General features: G+C 58.8%; 18 protein-coding genes. 12 read left to right on the plus strand and 6 right to left on the minus strand.

From position 1 onward, the window contains the following. Positions 1-136: 136 nt before the first annotated feature. Positions 137-1,192 carry an integrase family protein gene (locus tag A6U86_RS20325; protein WP_068394782.1) on the minus strand — a complete coding sequence of 352 codons (1,056 nt, stop codon included), beginning with the start codon at positions 1,190-1,192 and terminating at the stop codon, positions 137-139. Between the two features lie 385 nt (positions 1,193-1,577). Between A6U86_RS20325 and A6U86_RS34810 the strand changes: the two genes are divergently transcribed. The 6 genes from A6U86_RS34810 to A6U86_RS20345 all read left to right on the plus strand — a co-directional run bounded on the left by A6U86_RS34810 (position 1,578) and on the right by A6U86_RS20345 (position 5,656). Then, positions 1,578-1,820, plus strand: a complete 243-nt coding sequence (locus A6U86_RS34810) for a GIY-YIG nuclease family protein (RefSeq protein WP_083196921.1) — start codon at positions 1,578-1,580, stop codon at positions 1,818-1,820. Between the two features lie 374 nt (positions 1,821-2,194). Beyond that, entirely contained in the window at positions 2,195-2,923 is a 729-nt protein-coding gene (locus tag A6U86_RS36035) for a collagen-like protein (protein ID WP_275507280.1), read from the plus strand. A gap of 237 nt (positions 2,924-3,160) precedes the next feature. Further along, on the plus strand, positions 3,161-3,331 hold the full coding sequence (locus A6U86_RS35245) for a Thivi_2564 family membrane protein (RefSeq protein ID WP_136686861.1): 171 nt from the start codon (positions 3,161-3,163) through the stop codon (positions 3,329-3,331). 97 nt (positions 3,332-3,428) lie between these two features. After that, on the plus strand, positions 3,429-4,151 hold the full coding sequence (locus tag A6U86_RS20335; protein WP_068394784.1) for a YoaK family protein: 723 nt from the start codon (positions 3,429-3,431) through the stop codon (positions 4,149-4,151). Positions 4,152-4,310: 159 nt separating this feature from the next. After that, the gene (locus A6U86_RS20340; protein WP_068394785.1) at positions 4,311-4,643 is read left to right on the plus strand and encodes a hypothetical protein; all 333 of its coding nucleotides are present in this window, start codon (positions 4,311-4,313) and stop codon (positions 4,641-4,643) included. A 221-nt stretch (positions 4,644-4,864) separates the two neighbouring features. Further along, entirely contained in the window at positions 4,865-5,656 is a 792-nt protein-coding gene (locus tag A6U86_RS20345; RefSeq protein ID WP_068394786.1) for a YdcF family protein, read from the plus strand. 3 nt (positions 5,657-5,659) lie between these two features. Here the strand turns inward: A6U86_RS20345 and A6U86_RS20350 are convergent, their stop codons facing one another. Continuing rightward, on the minus strand, positions 5,660-6,136 hold the full coding sequence (locus tag A6U86_RS20350) for a hypothetical protein (protein ID WP_068394787.1): 477 nt from the start codon (positions 6,134-6,136) through the stop codon (positions 5,660-5,662). A gap of 144 nt (positions 6,137-6,280) precedes the next feature. Here A6U86_RS20350 and A6U86_RS20355 point away from each other — a divergent pair, with 144 nt between their 5' ends. After that, complete coding sequence (locus tag A6U86_RS20355) at positions 6,281-6,916, plus strand: trimeric intracellular cation channel family protein (RefSeq protein WP_068394841.1); 636 nt, start codon at positions 6,281-6,283, stop codon at positions 6,914-6,916. 80 nt (positions 6,917-6,996) lie between these two features. On the opposite strand, the gene irrA is transcribed toward A6U86_RS20355, so the two are convergent. Then, entirely contained in the window at positions 6,997-7,416 is a 420-nt protein-coding gene (gene irrA, locus A6U86_RS20360) for an iron response transcriptional regulator IrrA (RefSeq protein ID WP_068394788.1), read from the minus strand. Positions 7,417-7,713: 297 nt separating this feature from the next. Here irrA and fabA point away from each other — a divergent pair, with 297 nt between their 5' ends. From fabA to A6U86_RS20380, 4 genes are all read left to right on the plus strand, one after another. Then, positions 7,714-8,229 (plus strand): 3-hydroxyacyl-[acyl-carrier-protein] dehydratase FabA, encoded by a 516-nt coding sequence (gene fabA / locus A6U86_RS20365; RefSeq protein ID WP_068394789.1) that lies wholly within the window; start codon positions 7,714-7,716, stop codon positions 8,227-8,229. A gap of 54 nt (positions 8,230-8,283) precedes the next feature. Beyond that, positions 8,284-9,507: a beta-ketoacyl-ACP synthase I gene (gene fabB / locus A6U86_RS20370; RefSeq protein WP_068394790.1), complete on the plus strand. Its 1,224-nt coding sequence runs from the start codon at positions 8,284-8,286 to the stop codon at positions 9,505-9,507. 4 nt (positions 9,508-9,511) lie between these two features. Beyond that, entirely contained in the window at positions 9,512-10,318 is an 807-nt protein-coding gene (gene fabI / locus A6U86_RS20375) for an enoyl-ACP reductase FabI (protein WP_068394791.1), read from the plus strand. Positions 10,319-10,394: 76 nt separating this feature from the next. Beyond that, positions 10,395-10,973: a GNAT family N-acetyltransferase gene (locus A6U86_RS20380; protein WP_068394792.1), complete on the plus strand. Its 579-nt coding sequence runs from the start codon at positions 10,395-10,397 to the stop codon at positions 10,971-10,973. 54 nt (positions 10,974-11,027) lie between these two features. Here the strand turns inward: A6U86_RS20380 and A6U86_RS20385 are convergent, their stop codons facing one another. Further along, complete coding sequence (locus tag A6U86_RS20385) at positions 11,028-11,651, minus strand: DUF1287 domain-containing protein (RefSeq protein ID WP_244510027.1); 624 nt, start codon at positions 11,649-11,651, stop codon at positions 11,028-11,030. Positions 11,652-11,986: 335 nt separating this feature from the next. Between A6U86_RS20385 and A6U86_RS20390 the strand changes: the two genes are divergently transcribed. Beyond that, the gene (locus tag A6U86_RS20390; RefSeq protein WP_083196919.1) at positions 11,987-13,198 is read left to right on the plus strand and encodes an acyltransferase; all 1,212 of its coding nucleotides are present in this window, start codon (positions 11,987-11,989) and stop codon (positions 13,196-13,198) included. Between the two features lie 53 nt (positions 13,199-13,251). Here the strand turns inward: A6U86_RS20390 and A6U86_RS20395 are convergent, their stop codons facing one another. Together A6U86_RS20395 and pnp are read right to left on the minus strand one after the other, a co-directional pair. After that, positions 13,252-14,268, minus strand: coding sequence for a class I SAM-dependent methyltransferase (locus tag A6U86_RS20395; RefSeq protein ID WP_068394793.1), 1,017 nt, complete (start codon positions 14,266-14,268; stop codon positions 13,252-13,254). Positions 14,269-14,486: 218 nt separating this feature from the next. Continuing rightward, positions 14,487-16,625 (minus strand): polyribonucleotide nucleotidyltransferase, encoded by a 2,139-nt coding sequence (gene pnp / locus A6U86_RS20400; protein ID WP_068394794.1) that lies wholly within the window; start codon positions 16,623-16,625, stop codon positions 14,487-14,489. Between the last annotated feature and the right edge of the window lie 316 nt (positions 16,626-16,941).

Consider the following 16,941-nt stretch of genomic DNA (forward strand, 5'->3'; position numbering starts at 1 on the left):
AAGCGCCAGATGTACGGAAGAGCAAAACTCGATCTCCTGCAGGCGCGGTTGATCGGTGCGTCGTAGACCTGCACAGCAGCAAATGTGCGTCAGAGCCAAATCTCGGTGGAAATACCGGGTCAGTTCCTACCGGAAATCAACACCGCTTCAGATCAGAGCGGGGACGGTGTTCGATCTTCCCGTCATCGAGAACCTTCGGCTCACCCGGAATGACGTACGGCCCCAGCTTCTTCAGCTCGGTCAGGATGACCTGTGCGGGCCCATTGAGGATGATTGTCTTCTTCCTCGTCTTGCTATCGTCAAGGAAGAGCAAACCACGCTGCAGGTCTACGTTGGACCATTTGAGCTTGAGGATTTCGCCACGCCGGGCGCCTGTCAGAATGAACAGTCGTAAGGCGGCGGCGGCAAAGGCGTCGATCTTGATGCGCCGATTTTCTGCTTTAGGCGCATGCTTGACCTTCTTTTCCGGATCGGGATCCCACGGAATGCCATCGGTCTCAGCCTCCCGGATAGCGTCTCCGAGCCTTCCAAGCTCCTCGTTCGTGAGGTACCTATCCCGATTGTCTTCCGGATATTTCTTGATGCCGCTGGCAGGGTTTTCCATGCTTGGAAGAGCCGTCACGCTCATCCCCCAAGTGTACATGGAACTGATCGTGGAAAGGACCCGGTTCGCCGTTATGGGCTTGTCCTTCAGGGTGACGTGAAGCTTCTCGATTTCTCCCCGGCCAACATCTTTCGCCTTCCTGCGGCCGAGGACTTCAGAGGCGATATTCAACCAATGGGCATAGAGCTTGTACGTGGAGCTCTTCTGCTTCGCATCTACGGACAATAGATAGTCGTCCTTCAAGACTTCGAAGGTTGGAGACAATCGATCGTTGGTTTTCTCTTTCGCCGGATCTTTTCCGTGGACCACTTCGGCCAAGATTGTCTTTGCGAGGCGCCTTGCTTCGTCTGGGGTTATCTTTTTGATGCTTCCGATCGTGTATTTTCGCGTCGCACCGTCTCGGCCACCTCCATACCGATACAGGACAACATATGACATCGACCCGGACGGGCGAACCCGGATTGCAAAACCCGTTACGCTGGAATCCGAGACGAAATACTCGCTCTCGCCCGGCTCGATCCTCTTGAGCAGGTTAAGGGTGATTTCTGCGGTTATAGCAGAGTTGATAGGAGGTTCTTTTTTTGCCATTAGATTTTGGGAAACACCAGGGAAGCACAGAAAGGTAATCTCAGTATCTCTTGGTCACCGACTATAGCAGAAGTTTATTGAAATCAAAGAGGTTTTGGTAGGCCCGTATCGCTCTGTATTCCAGGGTAATAGGATGGCCTGTTGCATGGCATGCAAGAGGTCAGCGGTTCGATCCCGCTTAGCTCCACCACGCTTCGCCCTTACGGGCTTCGCGTGGCGCAGCCGCGGGAAACCGTTAGGCCGAAGCAGTGCCCGGCATAGCCCATAGGGCGACGACGGGCTTAGATTTCAAAAAATATTGCTTCGTATATTGATACTTAGTGAGCGTATTGATCATTTCAGATTTTTAACGAGACTTGCGGGGCGCCGATAGATCGGGATGCCAATGTGGTACGTGTATATTCTGCAAAGCGTCGATTCTCCCGATCAGCAATATACCGGATCAACTTCCGACCTGAAGCAGCGGCTTGCAGCTCACAATTCAGGCAAATCGTCTCACACCGCGAAGTTTGCACCGTGGGTTCTGCGATGGTACTCGGCCTTTCCCGATAAATATCGAGCATTGGAATTTGAGACATATCTAAAATCTCATTCCGGTAGAGCGTTTGCCAGGAAGAGGCTACTTTGATCGGCTTCATTCCGCTGTAGCCGTCGGCATTTTCGTTCAGTGAAATGCCTCCGCATGTGCGTTTGCAATTCACTCCGGGAATACCCCAACATTGTGCTGGTCTCTCTCCTCCTGCAACTCATTCGATTTAGCTAGAACGAGAAAGCGTTTACCCGTCTCATAATGGCCAGTCGCTGAATGAAGAACTACTTCTCATTGTATCGCTCTCCCTCCTTGCCTGCATGGACTCGTCGAGCTCTTTAAACGCCGATCAATAGTTCTCATACGTAAGTAGACAGACGGATTCTACGAATAGTTTCATCGAGCTTGGACTCGACTTTTAATCGATTCTTTTGCAAGTTGCCGATCAGAGAAACGGAGGTGCTTGTAATAACATGACGGAAGTAAGTAAGCTTCATAAGGCAAAGACATTTTTAAACGATTTTGGGCTTATTATTACTGCCATTGCTGCCGTTGGTGGCGCCGCCATAGTGATAAATTCTTACAAAGAGAAGGTTGATCAGGCTCAGGTTGCGGTCGATTTGCTCACAAAGCAGGTCACTGAACTGCAGGGTACAATCAACCGCCTGGCAAAAGTGCCTGATGGAAAAACTGGCCCACAGGGTCCCAAAGGTGAACAAGGCGACCCAGGCGTTCAAGGTCCTCGGGGGGAACGCGGGCCGCAAGGCGAGCAAGGGCCGCCTGGCACTGGCTCCAATATTGATCGACTTGCGATAGAGACTCTAGTCAAAACCACTGTGGCACAAGAGATTGCCAAGTTACCCGGACCGACAAACTCCGGAACCAGTGCGCCAGCGAGCGCTACAATCGATTATTCAAAATGCCTTGCTTCCACGTCCGTCACATCTGCAAGCAGTTTGATCGTCAAAGAGGGTCTAGAGATTTGTGGGGCCGATGGTGAGCTACTGACAACCGTAACCAGAATCCAGACCTCAAACAACGGAGGCGTATTCTTTAAACAGCCCGGCTCGTCGGAGTGGTATTGCGGTAGTACATCAAAATGCTGGTTCGGCTTCGACGACGGTAGGCAGTTTGTTGTTGAGCGCATTTTCAAATCGGATGGTGAGGACGTCGCCTCCTTAAGGTTTTCACGAAAAAAATAGCGCTGTCCACCGGTGAAGCGGCATCGCGAAAATGGCCCAGCTTGGAGCGTTGGCCCGCTGCGAGGCGGCTGCTTTATCCATTGCTCCAACTGCTTTTCACGACCAGCATTTCCATATTGCCCCAAAGGCAATCATAGATCAGCGCCCTATCTCAACCCCAAGCCTTTACTTTAACCAGCCGTCCCATAGTTAAGTCCCCATAGCCAATGGTGTTTTTAGTTTGCGAAGGGAAAGTCCATGCTTGGTGCTTCAGTTCTGGTCGGGATTTTGATTACCTTCCTTGTCATCGTCCTGGTTCTCTACTTGGTCCAGCGCTTGCCGCTCGATGGCCGCACGCGGCAGATCGTGCAGATCATCGTCATCATCATCGGCATCGTTTCCCTGCTGAGATATTTGAGCGTCTGGTAGGCGGCCGCCTTATCTGCGGGGAGGCCTTTCCATAATTCTCGGCATCTCACCCATGCCATGCTAGCCTTCGGCCTTCCGCAACTCATCCGATTCGGACATGACCAGACAGCGCCGCCGTCGTCTTATCAAGACCCGCCGCAGGGTGACGGGGTTGCTCCTCGTTGCCTCGATCGCTTTTCTCGCCGGCATGACCGATGCGGTCGGTCTGATGCTCACCGGCAACTTCGTGTCCTTCATGACCGGGAATACAACGCGTGCGGCGATTGCTTTCGGCACGGGTGATTTCGGCCATGCGCTGGTGCTGCTGGCCGCGATCGTCACCTTCATTGCCGGCAATGCGCTCGGGATCGTTGTTGCCCACCTTGCCGACCGGCGCGCCTTCGTCGTGCTTGTCTGCGTCAGCGTTCTTCTTGCTGCTGCGGCGGGCCTTGGGTTGCCGTCGCTTCTGCTGGTGCAGTTCTACCTGGTCGTGCTGGCCATGGGCATGGTCAACGCCACGGTCGAACATATCGAGGGTCTGCCGATCGGGCTCACCTATGTAACCGGCGCGCTGTCGCGGTTTGGCCGCGGCATTGGCCGCTTTCTGCTCGGCGATCGGGATTTTGCCTGGACGGTGCAGATCGTGCCCTGGAGCGGCATGATATTCGGCGCCGTCATCGGCGCGGTCCTGGCCCATTCACTTGGCGCAGGCGCGCTCTGGCTGGTTTCGATCGCTGCATTCTTGCTGGCCCTGGTGACGCTCCTCATTCCCCGGCCGCTACAGCATCGCTTCAATCAGCGGCTGATGATTTCGTCGTCCATGGCGCGGCGAACGAAGTAGCCGTGTGTAACTTGCCCGGCAAATCTCGCTCTATGTGCAACTTCGGCAATTGTGGAATGAACAGATACCATTAAAAATCCTGTGGTTGATTTTTCGGCTCCTTTCTCTCTCCTCAGCGTTGCTGTCTAGTAAGGCCGTAAACATGCTGGGGATCCTGAAATGAATCGTAAATTTATTGCGGCGCTTGCGCTGTTGCCACTGGCTGCATGCGCGAAGCGCCCTGATGCCATCGTACCTACGGATATTCCGATGGCTGCCTATTCAAACCTTGATTGTGCTGCGCTCTCACAAGAATTGAAAAAGGAGCAGGCCAATCTCGCGGCGCTGTCCAAGCAACAGAATAATGCCGCCAACGGAGATGCCTTTGGCGTTTTCCTGATTGGCGTTCCGATGTCCAGCGTTACCGGGGGCGATAAGGAAGGCACCATATCGGTTTCAAAGGGCAAGGTATTATCGGTTCAAAACACAATGAAAGCCAAGGGCTGCAAATAGCCAATAAAAACTATTGGTCCATGCATCTCCACACCCTGCCAGAGCTCTTGCGCTCTGGCAGATTCGACAATGCTTGCCGACACTTGTTCTCCAGCCACTACACAGCGAGAGCATGAAGGTTGCGGCCTCAATGGCGCGGCGATCGAAATAGCCACATTGCAGTGCACAAAATCTGCTAGGGAGAAAACGAATCGTTTTTGCCGACAAGCTTGAGGTGCGCCGTGTTTGTTTTTTCGAAACTTGTCTGGATTTTCGGTCAGCCGCTGTCGCTGGCATTTTTCCTCGATCTGCTGGCGTTCATCGCCACGCTTCTGCGTTGGCGCGCCTCTGCGATCACTGCATCGCTATTGTCTCTGCTGATCCTGTTCGTCGCGCTGTACACGACGGCGGGCGCCTATGTCGTGCAGGGGCTGGAAGAGCGCTTTCCGCGCGCTGCCGCCGACCCTGCGGATCTAAAATGCATGATCGTGCTGGGTGGCGCCACGCAGAACGAGGTGACGACGGCGCGGGGCGGCTATGAGCTCGATTCGGCCGGCGACCGGCTCGTCGAGGCCCTGCGGCTGGCGCAGAAATATCCGCAGGCACGCATCGTCATTTCGGGCGGCGATGGTTCGATCGGCGGTAGCTATGAGGGCGATGCCGTCATCTCGGAGCGCTTCTTCACCGCACTCGGCATCTCGACGAGCCGCATGGTCGAGGACAGGACCTCGCGCACCACCTTCGAGAATGCAGTCAACACCAAGGAGCTGCTGGCGCAGAACGGCCTTTCGGATTGCCTGCTCATCACCTCGGGCTTCCACATGCCGCGCTCGATGGGCATCTTCCGCAAGCAGGGCATTCCCGTCGTGCCCTGGCCGGTCGATTATCGCAGCACCGGCAAGGAAACGCTGCACTTCGATTTCACCCAGCCCTCGCTCAATGCGCAATTGCTGGCAACCGGCTTGCGCGAGTGGACCGGCCTCGTCGGCTATTATTTCGTCGGCCGCACATCGGCGCTGTACCCCGCGCCCTGAGACCTATTTCTTGGAAATGGTGACGAATTTGACGCCGCGCACCCTGACGGTGATCTCGCACGGAACGTTGTCGGTGCGGTCGCAGAAGCGCGGGTGCATCTTCATGACCAGCACCATGTTGCCGAAACGCTGGATGAAATCATAGCCATAGGTCTGTGCTGTGGCGATGAGCAGATAGCCGCCCTCGGCCACCTGGACATAGAAATTATAGGGGCAGCCTTCGTCGGTGCAGTAGGGGCCTTTTTCGCCTTTGCAGGTGATCTCGCCCTCGTTGATGACGATATCCATCAGCTTGTCGTTGTTGATGTCCTGCTGGGTGGCGAAATGGTCGCCAAAGCTCACCTGGCCATCGCAAGCCTTGGTGAAATGTTCTTTCTCGAAAGCCACCGGGTCCTGCAAGAGCGATTGCTGCGCCACCGCTGCGGCGGGCATGATCACGAATGCGATGAGATTGAGAATCACGATCAGCAGGGATTTCACCGGGGGAGGTCCTCTTCGAAGCGCCGTCGCGGCCACCTTGGCGCCATGACCGCTGCGCCATCTTTACACGCGCCTGCTTGCGCGACCCTTGCCGTCGTGATTCATTTCGTCAAAATTGCCGCCGGCGCCCTTTTGGAGTTCCCGATGTCGCTTCTCTCGCTTTTGGATTATGTCGGCGTCGCTCTCTTTGCCGCAACCGGCGCGCTCGCGGCGTCGCGCAAGCAGCTCGATCCGATCGGCTTCCTGTTCCTGGCCGCCGTCACCGGCATCGGCGGCGGCACGCTTCGGGATATCATCCTTGGCAGGGTGCCGGTCTTCTGGGTGCTGAACCCGATCTATATCATCATCTGCGCCATCGTCGGTGTCCTGGTGTTCTTCACCGCGCATCTGTTCGAATCGCGCTATCGGCTGCTTCTCTGGCTCGATGCGGTGGGGCTTTCGGCCTATTGCGTGATGGGGGCGGCCAAGGGCATGGCGGCCACAGGCTCGCCGACAGTTGCCATCATCACCGGCGCGCTGACGGCGACCTTTGGCGGCATCCTGCGCGATCTCCTGGCAAACGAGCCCTCGGTGCTGCTACGGCCGGAGATTTACGTAACGGCGGCTCTCGTCGGCGCCGGCGTCTTCACGGCTGCCAATGCGACCATGCTGCCGCTCTATGCTTCGGCGGGGCTCGGCGTTGCGGCGGCCTTTGCCGTGCGCGGCGGCGCGCTCTGGTTCGGCTGGACCTTCCCGACCTATCATCACAAGCCTGGGCGGCATCCCGATGATGTCATGTGAGATGGAGATGGGGAGGCAATAGGAATTAGGCAGCAGGCAATCGCAAAGGACTGCGGAACAATTCTACTGCCTACTGCCTACTATCGCTGCTTGCGGCGCAGGCGAATGACAACGTCGACATGGGCGATTTCCATGCCCTGCGGCGGCTCCGGCAGGTTGCCGATCGTCAGATTGCTGATCGGAATATCGAGCACCTCATTATGGCCTTCCACGAAAAAGTGATGGTGGTCGGAGACATTGGTGTCGAAATAGGTCTTGGCGCTCTCGACGGCGAGAACACGGATCATGCCGGCTTCGGTGAATTGATGCAGCGTATTGTAGACAGTTGCGAGGGAAACAGGCACGCCCGCGGCGACCGCTTCCTCGTGAAGTTCCTCGACTGTCAGGTGTCGGTCGCCCTTGGCGAAGAGAAGATCACCCAGCGCGATCCGCTGCCTGGTGGGTCTCAGACCCACATTGCGCAGCCTGGTCTCGATCGCGATTTCGGCTTCTTCCGCCATTCAGGGACTCCGGATTCCTGATTTCCATAATTCTTCACTAAGCCATATAACTTTTGCCTTGATTGCTTTCAATAGTTTCAATGGGGTGGGAAGGTGCTCAAAAGCCGGAAAAATCGGGCTTTTGGCGCATTTGCCACTGGCAGCAGCTCTGGCGTTCCTGTATGCGACCACCACATAAGAGCTGGTACGTTCGATCGGACAGATAAATGAGAGTGTAATGGTTGCGCTTCATTTTCTGTCGATCTTGCACTAAAGCTTCACATCCATCGGCATTCATGCGGGGGAAACGGAATTTTTATGACGACGAGACAATCCAGCTTCAACTACGAGGAAATCCTGGCCTGCGGTCGCGGCGAACTGTTCGGCCCGGGCAACGCACAGCTTCCCCTGCCACCGATGCTGATGGTCCATCGCATTACAGATATTTCCGAAACCGGCGGGGCTTTCGACAAGGGCTACATTCGCGCCGCGTATGACGTGCGCCCCGACGACTGGTACTTCCCCTGCCATTTTGCCGGCAACCCGATCATGCCGGGCTGCCTCGGCCTTGATGGCATGTGGCAGCTGACCGGCTTCTTCCTCGGCTGGCTCGGCGAGCCCGGCCGCGGCATGGCGCTGTCCACGGGCGAAGTGAAGTTCAAGGGCATGGTTCGCCCGGATACGAAGCTCCTCGAATACGGCATCGACTTCAAGCGCGTCATGCGCGGCCGCCTGGTCCTCGGCACCGCCGACGGCTGGCTGAAGGCCGACGGCGAAACCATCTATCAGGCGACGGACCTGCGTGTAGGCCTGTCCAAGGACAAGGTTGCCTGAACTGCGGCGCTGCCGCCTCCACCAAGACAGACTGTTTAAGAAAAGGTCATCGACATGAGACGGGTAGTTGTTACGGGTCTGGGTATTGTCTCTTCGATTGGAAACGATGCTCAAGAAGTGACCGCCTCGCTGCGCGAAGCCAAGTCCGGCATTTCTTTCTCCCCCGATTTTGCCGAGCATGGCTTCAAGTGCCAGGTATGGGGCGCGCCGACCATCGATACCACCGATCTGGTCGATCGCCGCGCCATGCGCTTCCTGTCGCAGGGCGGTGCGTGGAACCATGTCGCCATGAAGCAGGCGATCGCCGATAGCGGCCTCGAGGAAGGTGACATCACCAACGAGCGCACCGGCATCATCATGGGTTCCGGCGGCCCGTCGACCCGCACGCTGATCGAAGCCGCCGATATCACCCGCAAGAACAACAGCCCGAAGCGCATCGGCCCCTTCGCGGTTCCGAAGTCGATGTCGTCGACGGCATCGGCGACGCTTGCCACCTGGTTCAAGATCCACGGCGTCAACTATTCGATCTCGTCTGCCTGCTCGACCTCGGCGCACTGCATCGGCAATGCGGCTGAAATGATCCAGTGGGGCAAGCAGGACGTGATGTTTGCCGGCGGACACGAAGATCTCGACTGGACCATGTCGAACCTCTTCGACGCCATGGGCGCCATGTCTTCCAAGTTCAACGAGGATCACCCCGAAACCGCCTCGCGCGCCTATGACGCCAATCGTGACGGCTTCGTCATCGCCGGCGGCGCCGGTGTGCTGGTTCTGGAAGAGCTTGAGCACGCCAAGGCACGCGGCGCCAAGATCTATGCCGAGATCGTCGGCTATGGCGCCACCTCCGATGGCTACGACATGGTCGCACCGTCGGGCGAGGGTGCGGCACGCTGCATGCGCCAGGCCCTGGCGACCGTGAAGGGCGACATTGACTACATCAACACCCACGGCACTTCGACGCCGGTGGGTGACAGCAAGGAAATCGGCGCTATCCGCGAAGTGTTCGGCGACAGGATCCCGCCGATCCAGTCGACCAAGTCGCTGACGGGCCATTCGCTCGGTGCTGCCGGCGTGCAGGAATCGATCTATTCGATCCTGATGATGCAGCAGCGCTTCATCGGCGAAAGCGCTCATATCACCGAACTCGATCCGGAATTTGCCGGCGTGCCGATTGTTCGCAAGCGCATCGATGACGCCAAGATCGACATCGCTCTTTCGAATTCCTTCGGCTTCGGCGGCACCAACGCCACGCTCGTATTCCAGCGCTACAACGGATAAGGCAATGACCGGAATCATGCAGGGTAAGCGCGGCCTCATCATGGGCGTCGCAAACAATCATTCCATTGCCTGGGGCATTTCGAAGGCGCTCGCTGCCCAAGGCGCGGAACTGGCATTCACCTTTCAGGGTGAGGCGCTCGGCAAGCGCGTCAAGCCGCTCGCAGCCGAAGTCGGCTCCGATTTTCTTCTCCCCTGCGATGTCGAGGATCTCGCTTCCGTCGATAGCGTCTTTGACGCAATTAGAGAACGCTGGGGCAAGCTCGATTTCGTCGTCCACGCCATCGGCTTCTCGGACAAGAACGAGCTGAAGGGTCTCTACGCCAACACCACGCGCGACAATTTCACCCGCACCATGGTGATTTCCTGCTTCTCCTTCACCGAGATTGCCAAGCGCGCCGCCGAGCTGATGACGGAAGGCGGCAGCATGCTGACGCTGACCTATAACGGCTCGACGCGTGTGATCCCGAACTACAACGTCATGGGCGTCGCCAAGGCAGCACTCGAGGCGTCCGTTCGCTATCTCGCCGCCGATTACGGCCCGCGCGGCATCCGCGTCAACGCCGTTTCCGCCGGCCCGATCCGCACGCTCGCCGGCGCCGGCATTTCCGATGCCCGCGCCATCCTGTCGTGGAACCAGCGCAACGCACCGCTGCGCAAGTCGGTCACCATCGATCAGGTCGGCTCGTCCTCGCTCTATCTCCTGTCGGAGCTGTCGGCAGGCGTGACCGGCGAAATCCACTTCGTCGACGCCGGCTACAACATCACCTCGATGCCGACGCTGGAAGCGCTGTCGAGCGCCGACGCCGAGTAACGTGCTGATTTGAATTGCCCTCCCGGTTACTAGCCGGGAGGACTAGCTTTCCGGATATCCTTTTAGAGGATTGCCGATGACGAATACGAACGCCGAACCCTTCGCATTCACAGAGCGGCTCATTCTCCGCCGCTTTGTGCCTGAGGATTTCGAGGCCTATCGCGCCTATCGCTCGCTTCCTGAGATCTATCGTTTCCTGTACCGCGATCCGCCTACGTTGGCGGTGATGAAGGAGCGTTTCGATGCACGTTTGAATTCCTCTTTTTGCGAAGATGGAGATGCACTCCTGTGTGCCGCCATTCGGCGGGAGGACGGTGCTCTGCTGGGTGACGTCAGCCTGAAGCTTGCCAGCAAGGCAGCCCTTCAGGCCGAGGTTGGCTATACCTTCAACCCGGCCTATGCCGGGAAGGGATATGCGACCGAAGCCACCGGAGCCATCATCACTCTTGGCTTTGAAAAATTCGGCTTTCACCGGATCTTCGCGCGGCTGGATGCGAAGAATGCCGGCTCCGTCGGCGTCGTTGAGCGGCTCGGCCTGCGGCGCGAGGCGCACCTCATCCAGAACGATCGGTTCAACGGCATTTGGGGCGACGAGTATGTCTACGCTGTTCTGCGCCAAGAGTGGTCGGAGAGAGAGCTGGCCAGATCGCGGTAGCCTGTTAGCCACCGCTTTCGCTGATATTGCGAGGTGACGCTTGGCGTGTCCGGATCAGACGGGCGCAAACCGATAATGTCCTGTCCGCTGATAGGCAAACAGGGTGTCGTCCTCGCTTGCCCCAGCACCGATGTTCTGGATGACCAGCGGACGTCCCGGCGCCTCTGTCGATGTTTTCGATGAGACGATGACGATATGGGTCAGATTGCCCGGAAGTATCTGCGTGACGAGGTCACCGGGGCGATAGGCCGCAAAATCCTCGCTGAGTGGTAAGGCCGCTTTCCGCCGGGTGAAGTAGACGGCGAGATTCGGCACGCGGCGGTGGTCGATATTGGGGTCGGTCGCCTTCATGCCCCATGCTTTGGGATAGGCGGAAAAATTGGCCTTCATGTCTTCGTGCAGCAACGCTTGCAGATCGAGCCCGAAGGCACGGCGATAGGCACGGATGACGACGTCGGTGCAAACGCCGCGATCTGGAGGCACATCTCCGCCCGGATAGGTTATTTTGACATAGGTGGGGTCATAGCGCGTGGTAACGCCGATCTGCGCTCTCGCGGCCTGTACCAGAGATGACGGCCAGGCTGGAGTGGCGGCGGTGGCCCGGCTCATGGTCGGCAACGTCGAGGCGAAGGCCAGAAGGCCGCTTTGCAGCACCGTGCGGCGCGTGACACCCATCATTGGCTTCCCCTCCTCACGATATCAGCAGCATGCGGCTTCTGTTCGAGAGACGAACCTTCCTTCGAATAGAGGCGAATCTATGGGTGATTCATGCATGGGTGGAGCGCGGGTGCGGCTCCTTTGTCCTAACACGCTGAAGGACGGATTGACCGCGAGAGCGCCGAATCGGCCGCGTTAACCCGCATTGGCTAAAATTTTACGAAAACTTTAGGTTAATTCTATGTTGCCGGGGATGGCCCGTTACCATCGGCCGGAATTGCGATACATCAGGCGCATTCAACAGTATCTCGTGCATGTCCATCGGCGGTCATAGACCATTTACGGGAACCCCAGCCGTGAACACCATAACTGTTGCCAATTCCAAGCTGCTCGCTCCACCGAGCGAGACGACATCGCTCTCCGCCATTGCCCGCTCAAGAGCGCTGGGGCCGGATATACTGCGCGCGATCGCTATCCTGCTGGTCATGCTGCTGCATCTGCCGGCCGAGGCGACGCCGCTGCCGCTTGTGGGTCTCAGACCCTATGGATGGCTCGGCGTCGACATATTCTTCGTCCTCAGCGGCTTCCTCATCGGCACCCAGTTGATGGCGGAGGCGGCGCGCAGTGGCAGCATTGATCTCAAGAGCTTCTATCTGCGTCGGGCGTTGCGCATATTGCCGGCATTTCTCGTCGTCCTTGGCCTCTACGCACTCATCCCGCCCCTGCGCGATGCGCCGGCCATGCAGCCGGCCTGGCGGTTCCTGACTGCCACGCTCAATTTCGGTCTCGATCCCCGCTCCGGTACCGCATTCACCGAGGCGTGGTCGCTGAGCGTCGAGGCGCATTTCTATCTGGCCCTGCCGGTGCTGGTTCTTTTGCTGAGACGCCATGCAACGATCGTCTCCGTCACGCTGCTGGCAGCAACGATCGTGATTGTCGGCATGGGCTTGCGGCTTGCCATATGGCAAGGCGAGGTCGGTTTGCCGGCAGCGGCGTACCAATATAACGAAGCCTTTGCCGCCTATCTCAGGGATATCTATTACCCGACTTACAATCGACTCGATGGCCTGGCCTTCGGCGTCGTTCTGGCCGCGGTCCGGCTGTTCAGGCCGCTGCTGTGGGAGCGCTATATGCCGCCCTATATCGCCCTTGTCATCGGCAGCATTCTTGCCACCTCAGCCATCATGATCTTTTCCGAACGAGGGCCTTTTGCGGAAACCAATCTGCCGTTCCTGCTGCAGCCGCTTCCCGGCGCAGTCGCAGGCTTCCCGCTGTTCTCGGCCGGAGTTGCATTCATCCTCGGCGCCCTGCTGGACCTGCAGCCGAAGATCGGGCGCTGGCATCTTCCGGCGGTCACAGGCATTGCGACGCTGTCCTACAGCCTCTATCTGACCCACAAGGCCGTCTACCAGCTCGACAGGATGGTTTTTGGCCGGGAGAACCTTCAGGGCCTGTCAGGCTTCGTGATCTATATCGCCACCTGCTTCATCGTAGCGGCGACGCTCTGGTTTGTCGTCGAAAGAAGCTTCCTGCATCTGCGGGATCATCTCATGTCCCGCATGCGCTGAGCCGACTGGCCCGTGCACGCAAAAAAGGCGGCCACTGGCCGCCTTTGCTTTGCTTATTTCTTTGCCCAGAGCACTTTGTAACGGGCATTGCGGCAAGCCTCGCCATGCTCCTTGAAGTTCTCCGCCAGCACGGGCTCGTAGGGCAGGCCGCGATTGGCGACCAGCATCAGGCGTCCGCCGCCGCGCAGCGCCGAGGCGGCTGTCTTGATCATAGCCTGGCCGAGCGAAGGTTCGGCGGCGTGGCCTTCATGGAAGGGCGGATTCATGATGATCAGATCGTATTTGTCCTTGACCGGCTCGCTCGCCAGATCGTGCCAGAAGAAGCGCTGGGCGACCTTCGGGCAATTATCAAGCAGATTGGCGCGGGCAGCCTCCAGCGCGTCGTAATGGGCCTCGTAGAGGTCGATACGGGCGATTCTTGGCGACTTCGTTGCCAGTTCTACGGAGAGATAGCCCCAGCCGGCGCCGAAATCGGCGGCGTCGCCGGTAAAGTCCGTTGGCAGGCGCGAGGCGAGCAGCTCCGAGCCGGCATCGATCCGGTCATGGGAGAACATGCCGGCCGTGGTGGTGAAGCGGTCGTCGACGCGCGTCGCCGGCTTCACGAGCTGTGCCGTCAGCGCCTTGATGTCGGCAGGGCGCGTGAACCAGAAGGCGACGCCATGATATTTCGGCATGTGCTCGACCGTGATGCCAAAGCCCTCGATGCGCTTGCGCAGCGGCTGGATGCCGTCTTCCTTGCCGCCGGCAACGACGACTAGGCCACCGTCCTTCACCCGCGACAATGCTTCGGCGATATGGCTTTCGTTCTCGCCCTTGTGCTTGCCGCAAAGCACGAGTGCGCCGTCATAATCTCCGCCCTCGATCTCCGGCGTCACGTTGATCCGCTGCGCCTGCAGTTGGCGATAGAAGGGGCGGAAGCCCTGGACGGCGGAAAGCTCGGCAGTAAAGCCGTCAGGCAGGGCAAAGCCGGCCTCGGCGCCGAGAAACAGAATCCGCTCGCCCTCGCCGGGCGCGTCAACGGTACCGGAGGCAAAGGGATGAAACAGGGTCTTCAGGGCGTCGCGGCTCATGGGCGTGGTCTCGTTATTGTTTCGTTGGTTGGGCCTGCGGGCAGATGTCTGTCCCTTGTGCTTGCCCCTCACCCTAGCCCTCTCCCCGCATTGCGGGGAGAGGGCTAGGGTGAGGGGCCGGGCACAGAGCTTCGGAAAAACCGAAATCGCCAGCCTTTTCAATATAAAAGGGGCGCGGAAACGAATCCCGCGCCCCGGAACCTGAATGAAGGCGCAGCTTATTCGGCTGCGTCATCCTTCTTCTTTTCGGCAGCGAGTTCCTGGCCGGTGGCCTGGTCGACAACCTTCATGGACAGGCGAACCTTGCCGCGCTCGTCGAAGCCGAGCAGCTTGACCCAGACCTTGTCGCCTTCCTTGACGACGTCCTGCGTCTTGGCAACACGCTCGGAAGCGAGCTGCGAGATGTGGACGAGGCCGTCACGGGCGCCGAAGAAGTTGACGAACGCGCCGAAGTCGGCGGTCTTGACAACCGTGCCTTCGTAGATCTGGCCGACTTCCGGCTCAGCGACGATCGAGTGGATCCACTTGCGGGCCGCTTCGATTTCCTTGCCGGAGGACGAGGCGATCTTGACGGTGCCGTCGTCTTCGATGTTGATCTTCGCGCCGGTCTTTTCGACGATTTCGCGAATGACCTTGCCGCCCGAGCCGATGACTTCACGGATCTTGTCGACCGGGATGTTCATGACTTCGATGCGCGGTGCGAATTCGCCGAGCTGGCCACGGCTTTCGGTGATTGCCTTGGACATTTCGCCGAGGATGTGCGTGCGACCGCCCTGTGCCTGGCCGAGAGCGACCTTCATGATCTCTTCGGTGATGCCGGCGATCTTGATGTCCATCTGCAGCGAGGTGATGCCGTCGGCAGTGCCGGCGACCTTGAAGTCCATGTCGCCGAGGTGGTCTTCGTCACCGAGAATGTCGGAGAGAACGGCGAAGCGTTCGCCTTCCAGGATCAGACCCATGGCAATGCCGGCAACCGGCTTGGCCAGCGGAACGCCGGCGTCCATCAGAGCGAGCGAGGTGCCGCAAACCGTTGCCATCGAGGACGAGCCGTTGGACTCGGTGATCTCGGAGACGACGCGCAGCGTGTAGGGGAACTGTTCAGCCGTTGGCAGCATCGGGCGGATAGCGCGCCATGCGAGCTTGCCGTGACCGATTTCGCGACGACCCGGGGAACCCATGCGGCCGGTTTCGCCAACCGAGTAGGGAGGGAAGTTGTAATGGAGCAGGAAGCGCTCCTTGTACATGCCGGTCAGGCTGTCGACATACTGTTCGTCTTCGCCGGTGCCGAGCGTGGCGACGACGATTGCCTGCGTTTCACCGCGGGTAAACAGCGCCGAACCGTGCGTGCGCGGCAGAAGGCCGACTTCCGAAACGATCGGGCGAACGGTCGACAGGTCGCGGCCGTCGATGCGGCTCGAGGTGTCGAGGATGTTCCAGCGAACGATCTTGGCCTGCAGGTGCTTGAAGACGGCGCCGATGACTTCGGCGGAATACTTCGGCTCTACGCCTTCCGGGAAGAAGTGTTCCTTGACCTTGGCCTTGACGGCGTCGACGGCAGCGTAGCGTTCAGCCTTCTGCGTGTTCTTGTAGGCGGTGCGCAGTTCGGCTTCGGCAATGCCGAGCATTTCGGCTTCCAGCTCGGAATGATCTTCCGGCGTGAAATCGCGCGGTTCCTTGGCAGCGACTTCGGCGAGCTTGATGATCGCATCGATGACCGGCTGGAAGCCGCGATGACCGAACATGACGGCGCCGAGCATGACGTCTTCAGGCAGTTCCTTGGCTTCCGACTCAACCATCAGAACGGCGTCCTGCGTGCCGGCAACGACGAGATCGAGGCTCGATTCGTCCATCTCGTCGAGATGCGGGTTCAGCACGTATTCGCCGTTGATGTAGCCGACGCGAGCGCCGCCGACCGGGCCCATGAAGGGAACGCCGGAGAGCGTGAGCGCTGCGGACGTGGCAACCATCGACAGGATGTCGGGGTTGTTTTCGAGGTCATGCTGGATGACCGTGACGACGACCTGCGTGTCGTTCTTGTAGCCTTCCGGGAAAAGCGGGCGGATCGGGCGGTCGATCAGGCGGGAAACGAGGGTTTCGTTTTCGCTCGGGCGTCCTTCGCGCTTGAAGTAGCCGCCGGGGATCTTGCCGGCTGCGTAGGTCTTTTCCTGGTAGTTGACGGTGAGCGGGAAGAAATCCTGGCCCGGCTTCGGCGACTTGGCGGAAACGACGGTGGCAAGAACCACGGTCTCGCCGTAGGTGGCGACGACGGCGCCGTCAGCCTGACGGGCGATCTTGCCGGTTTCGAGCTTTAGCGGGCGGCCTGCCCACTCGATTTCGACAGTATGGATATCGAACATATCTTGTCCTTACATTGTGCGGGAAAAGGCGCCGTCGCCGATACGTTCGGCAAGGCGCATCTTCAACCGCACGAAGTGTGACGCATCACGGGCAAGACAACGAGAGGCTTTCGAAATCAGGCCGAAGCACGAAGCTTCGGCTGAAAGCATCCGGCAATCCTGCCCCATGACAGGTCAACGGTTGTTGTTGGCAGCACCGGCCCATCCGGGCTGCCGGCAGTTTCGCTTCGCGCAAACAGAACGCGCGAGGGAAGCTGGTCTCAAGGGTTCATACCCTTCATAAGCATCCGGCGGACGTTCAGGTGAACGCCCGCCG

The sequence above is a fragment of the Rhizobium sp. AC27/96 genome, assembly GCF_001692325.1.
Classification (GTDB): domain Bacteria; phylum Pseudomonadota; class Alphaproteobacteria; order Rhizobiales; family Rhizobiaceae; genus Rhizobium.

Coding starts and splice junctions, on each gene's coding strand:
- A6U86_RS20340 (WP_068394785.1), top strand. CDS start 4,311: ATGAATCGTAAATTTATTGCGGCGCTTGCGCTGTTGCCACTGGCTGCA.
- A6U86_RS20325 (WP_068394782.1), bottom strand. CDS start 1,192: ATGGCAAAAAAAGAACCTCCTATCAACTCTGCTATAACCGCAGAAATC.
- irrA (WP_068394788.1), bottom strand. CDS start 7,416: ATGGCGGAAGAAGCCGAAATCGCGATCGAGACCAGGCTGCGCAATGTG.
- A6U86_RS20380 (WP_068394792.1), top strand. CDS start 10,395: ATGACGAATACGAACGCCGAACCCTTCGCATTCACAGAGCGGCTCATT.
- A6U86_RS36035 (WP_275507280.1), top strand. CDS start 2,195: ATGACGGAAGTAAGTAAGCTTCATAAGGCAAAGACATTTTTAAACGAT.
- A6U86_RS20385 (WP_244510027.1), bottom strand. CDS start 11,651: ATGATGGGTGTCACGCGCCGCACGGTGCTGCAAAGCGGCCTTCTGGCC.
- A6U86_RS20355 (WP_068394841.1), top strand. CDS start 6,281: ATGTCGCTTCTCTCGCTTTTGGATTATGTCGGCGTCGCTCTCTTTGCC.
- pnp (WP_068394794.1), bottom strand. CDS start 16,625: ATGTTCGATATCCATACTGTCGAAATCGAGTGGGCAGGCCGCCCGCTA.
- A6U86_RS35245 (WP_136686861.1), top strand. CDS start 3,161: ATGCTTGGTGCTTCAGTTCTGGTCGGGATTTTGATTACCTTCCTTGTC.
- A6U86_RS34810 (WP_083196921.1), top strand. CDS start 1,578: ATGTGGTACGTGTATATTCTGCAAAGCGTCGATTCTCCCGATCAGCAA.
- A6U86_RS20335 (WP_068394784.1), top strand. CDS start 3,429: ATGACCAGACAGCGCCGCCGTCGTCTTATCAAGACCCGCCGCAGGGTG.
- fabA (WP_068394789.1), top strand. CDS start 7,714: ATGACGACGAGACAATCCAGCTTCAACTACGAGGAAATCCTGGCCTGC.
- fabB (WP_068394790.1), top strand. CDS start 8,284: ATGAGACGGGTAGTTGTTACGGGTCTGGGTATTGTCTCTTCGATTGGA.
- A6U86_RS20395 (WP_068394793.1), bottom strand. CDS start 14,268: ATGAGCCGCGACGCCCTGAAGACCCTGTTTCATCCCTTTGCCTCCGGT.
- fabI (WP_068394791.1), top strand. CDS start 9,512: ATGACCGGAATCATGCAGGGTAAGCGCGGCCTCATCATGGGCGTCGCA.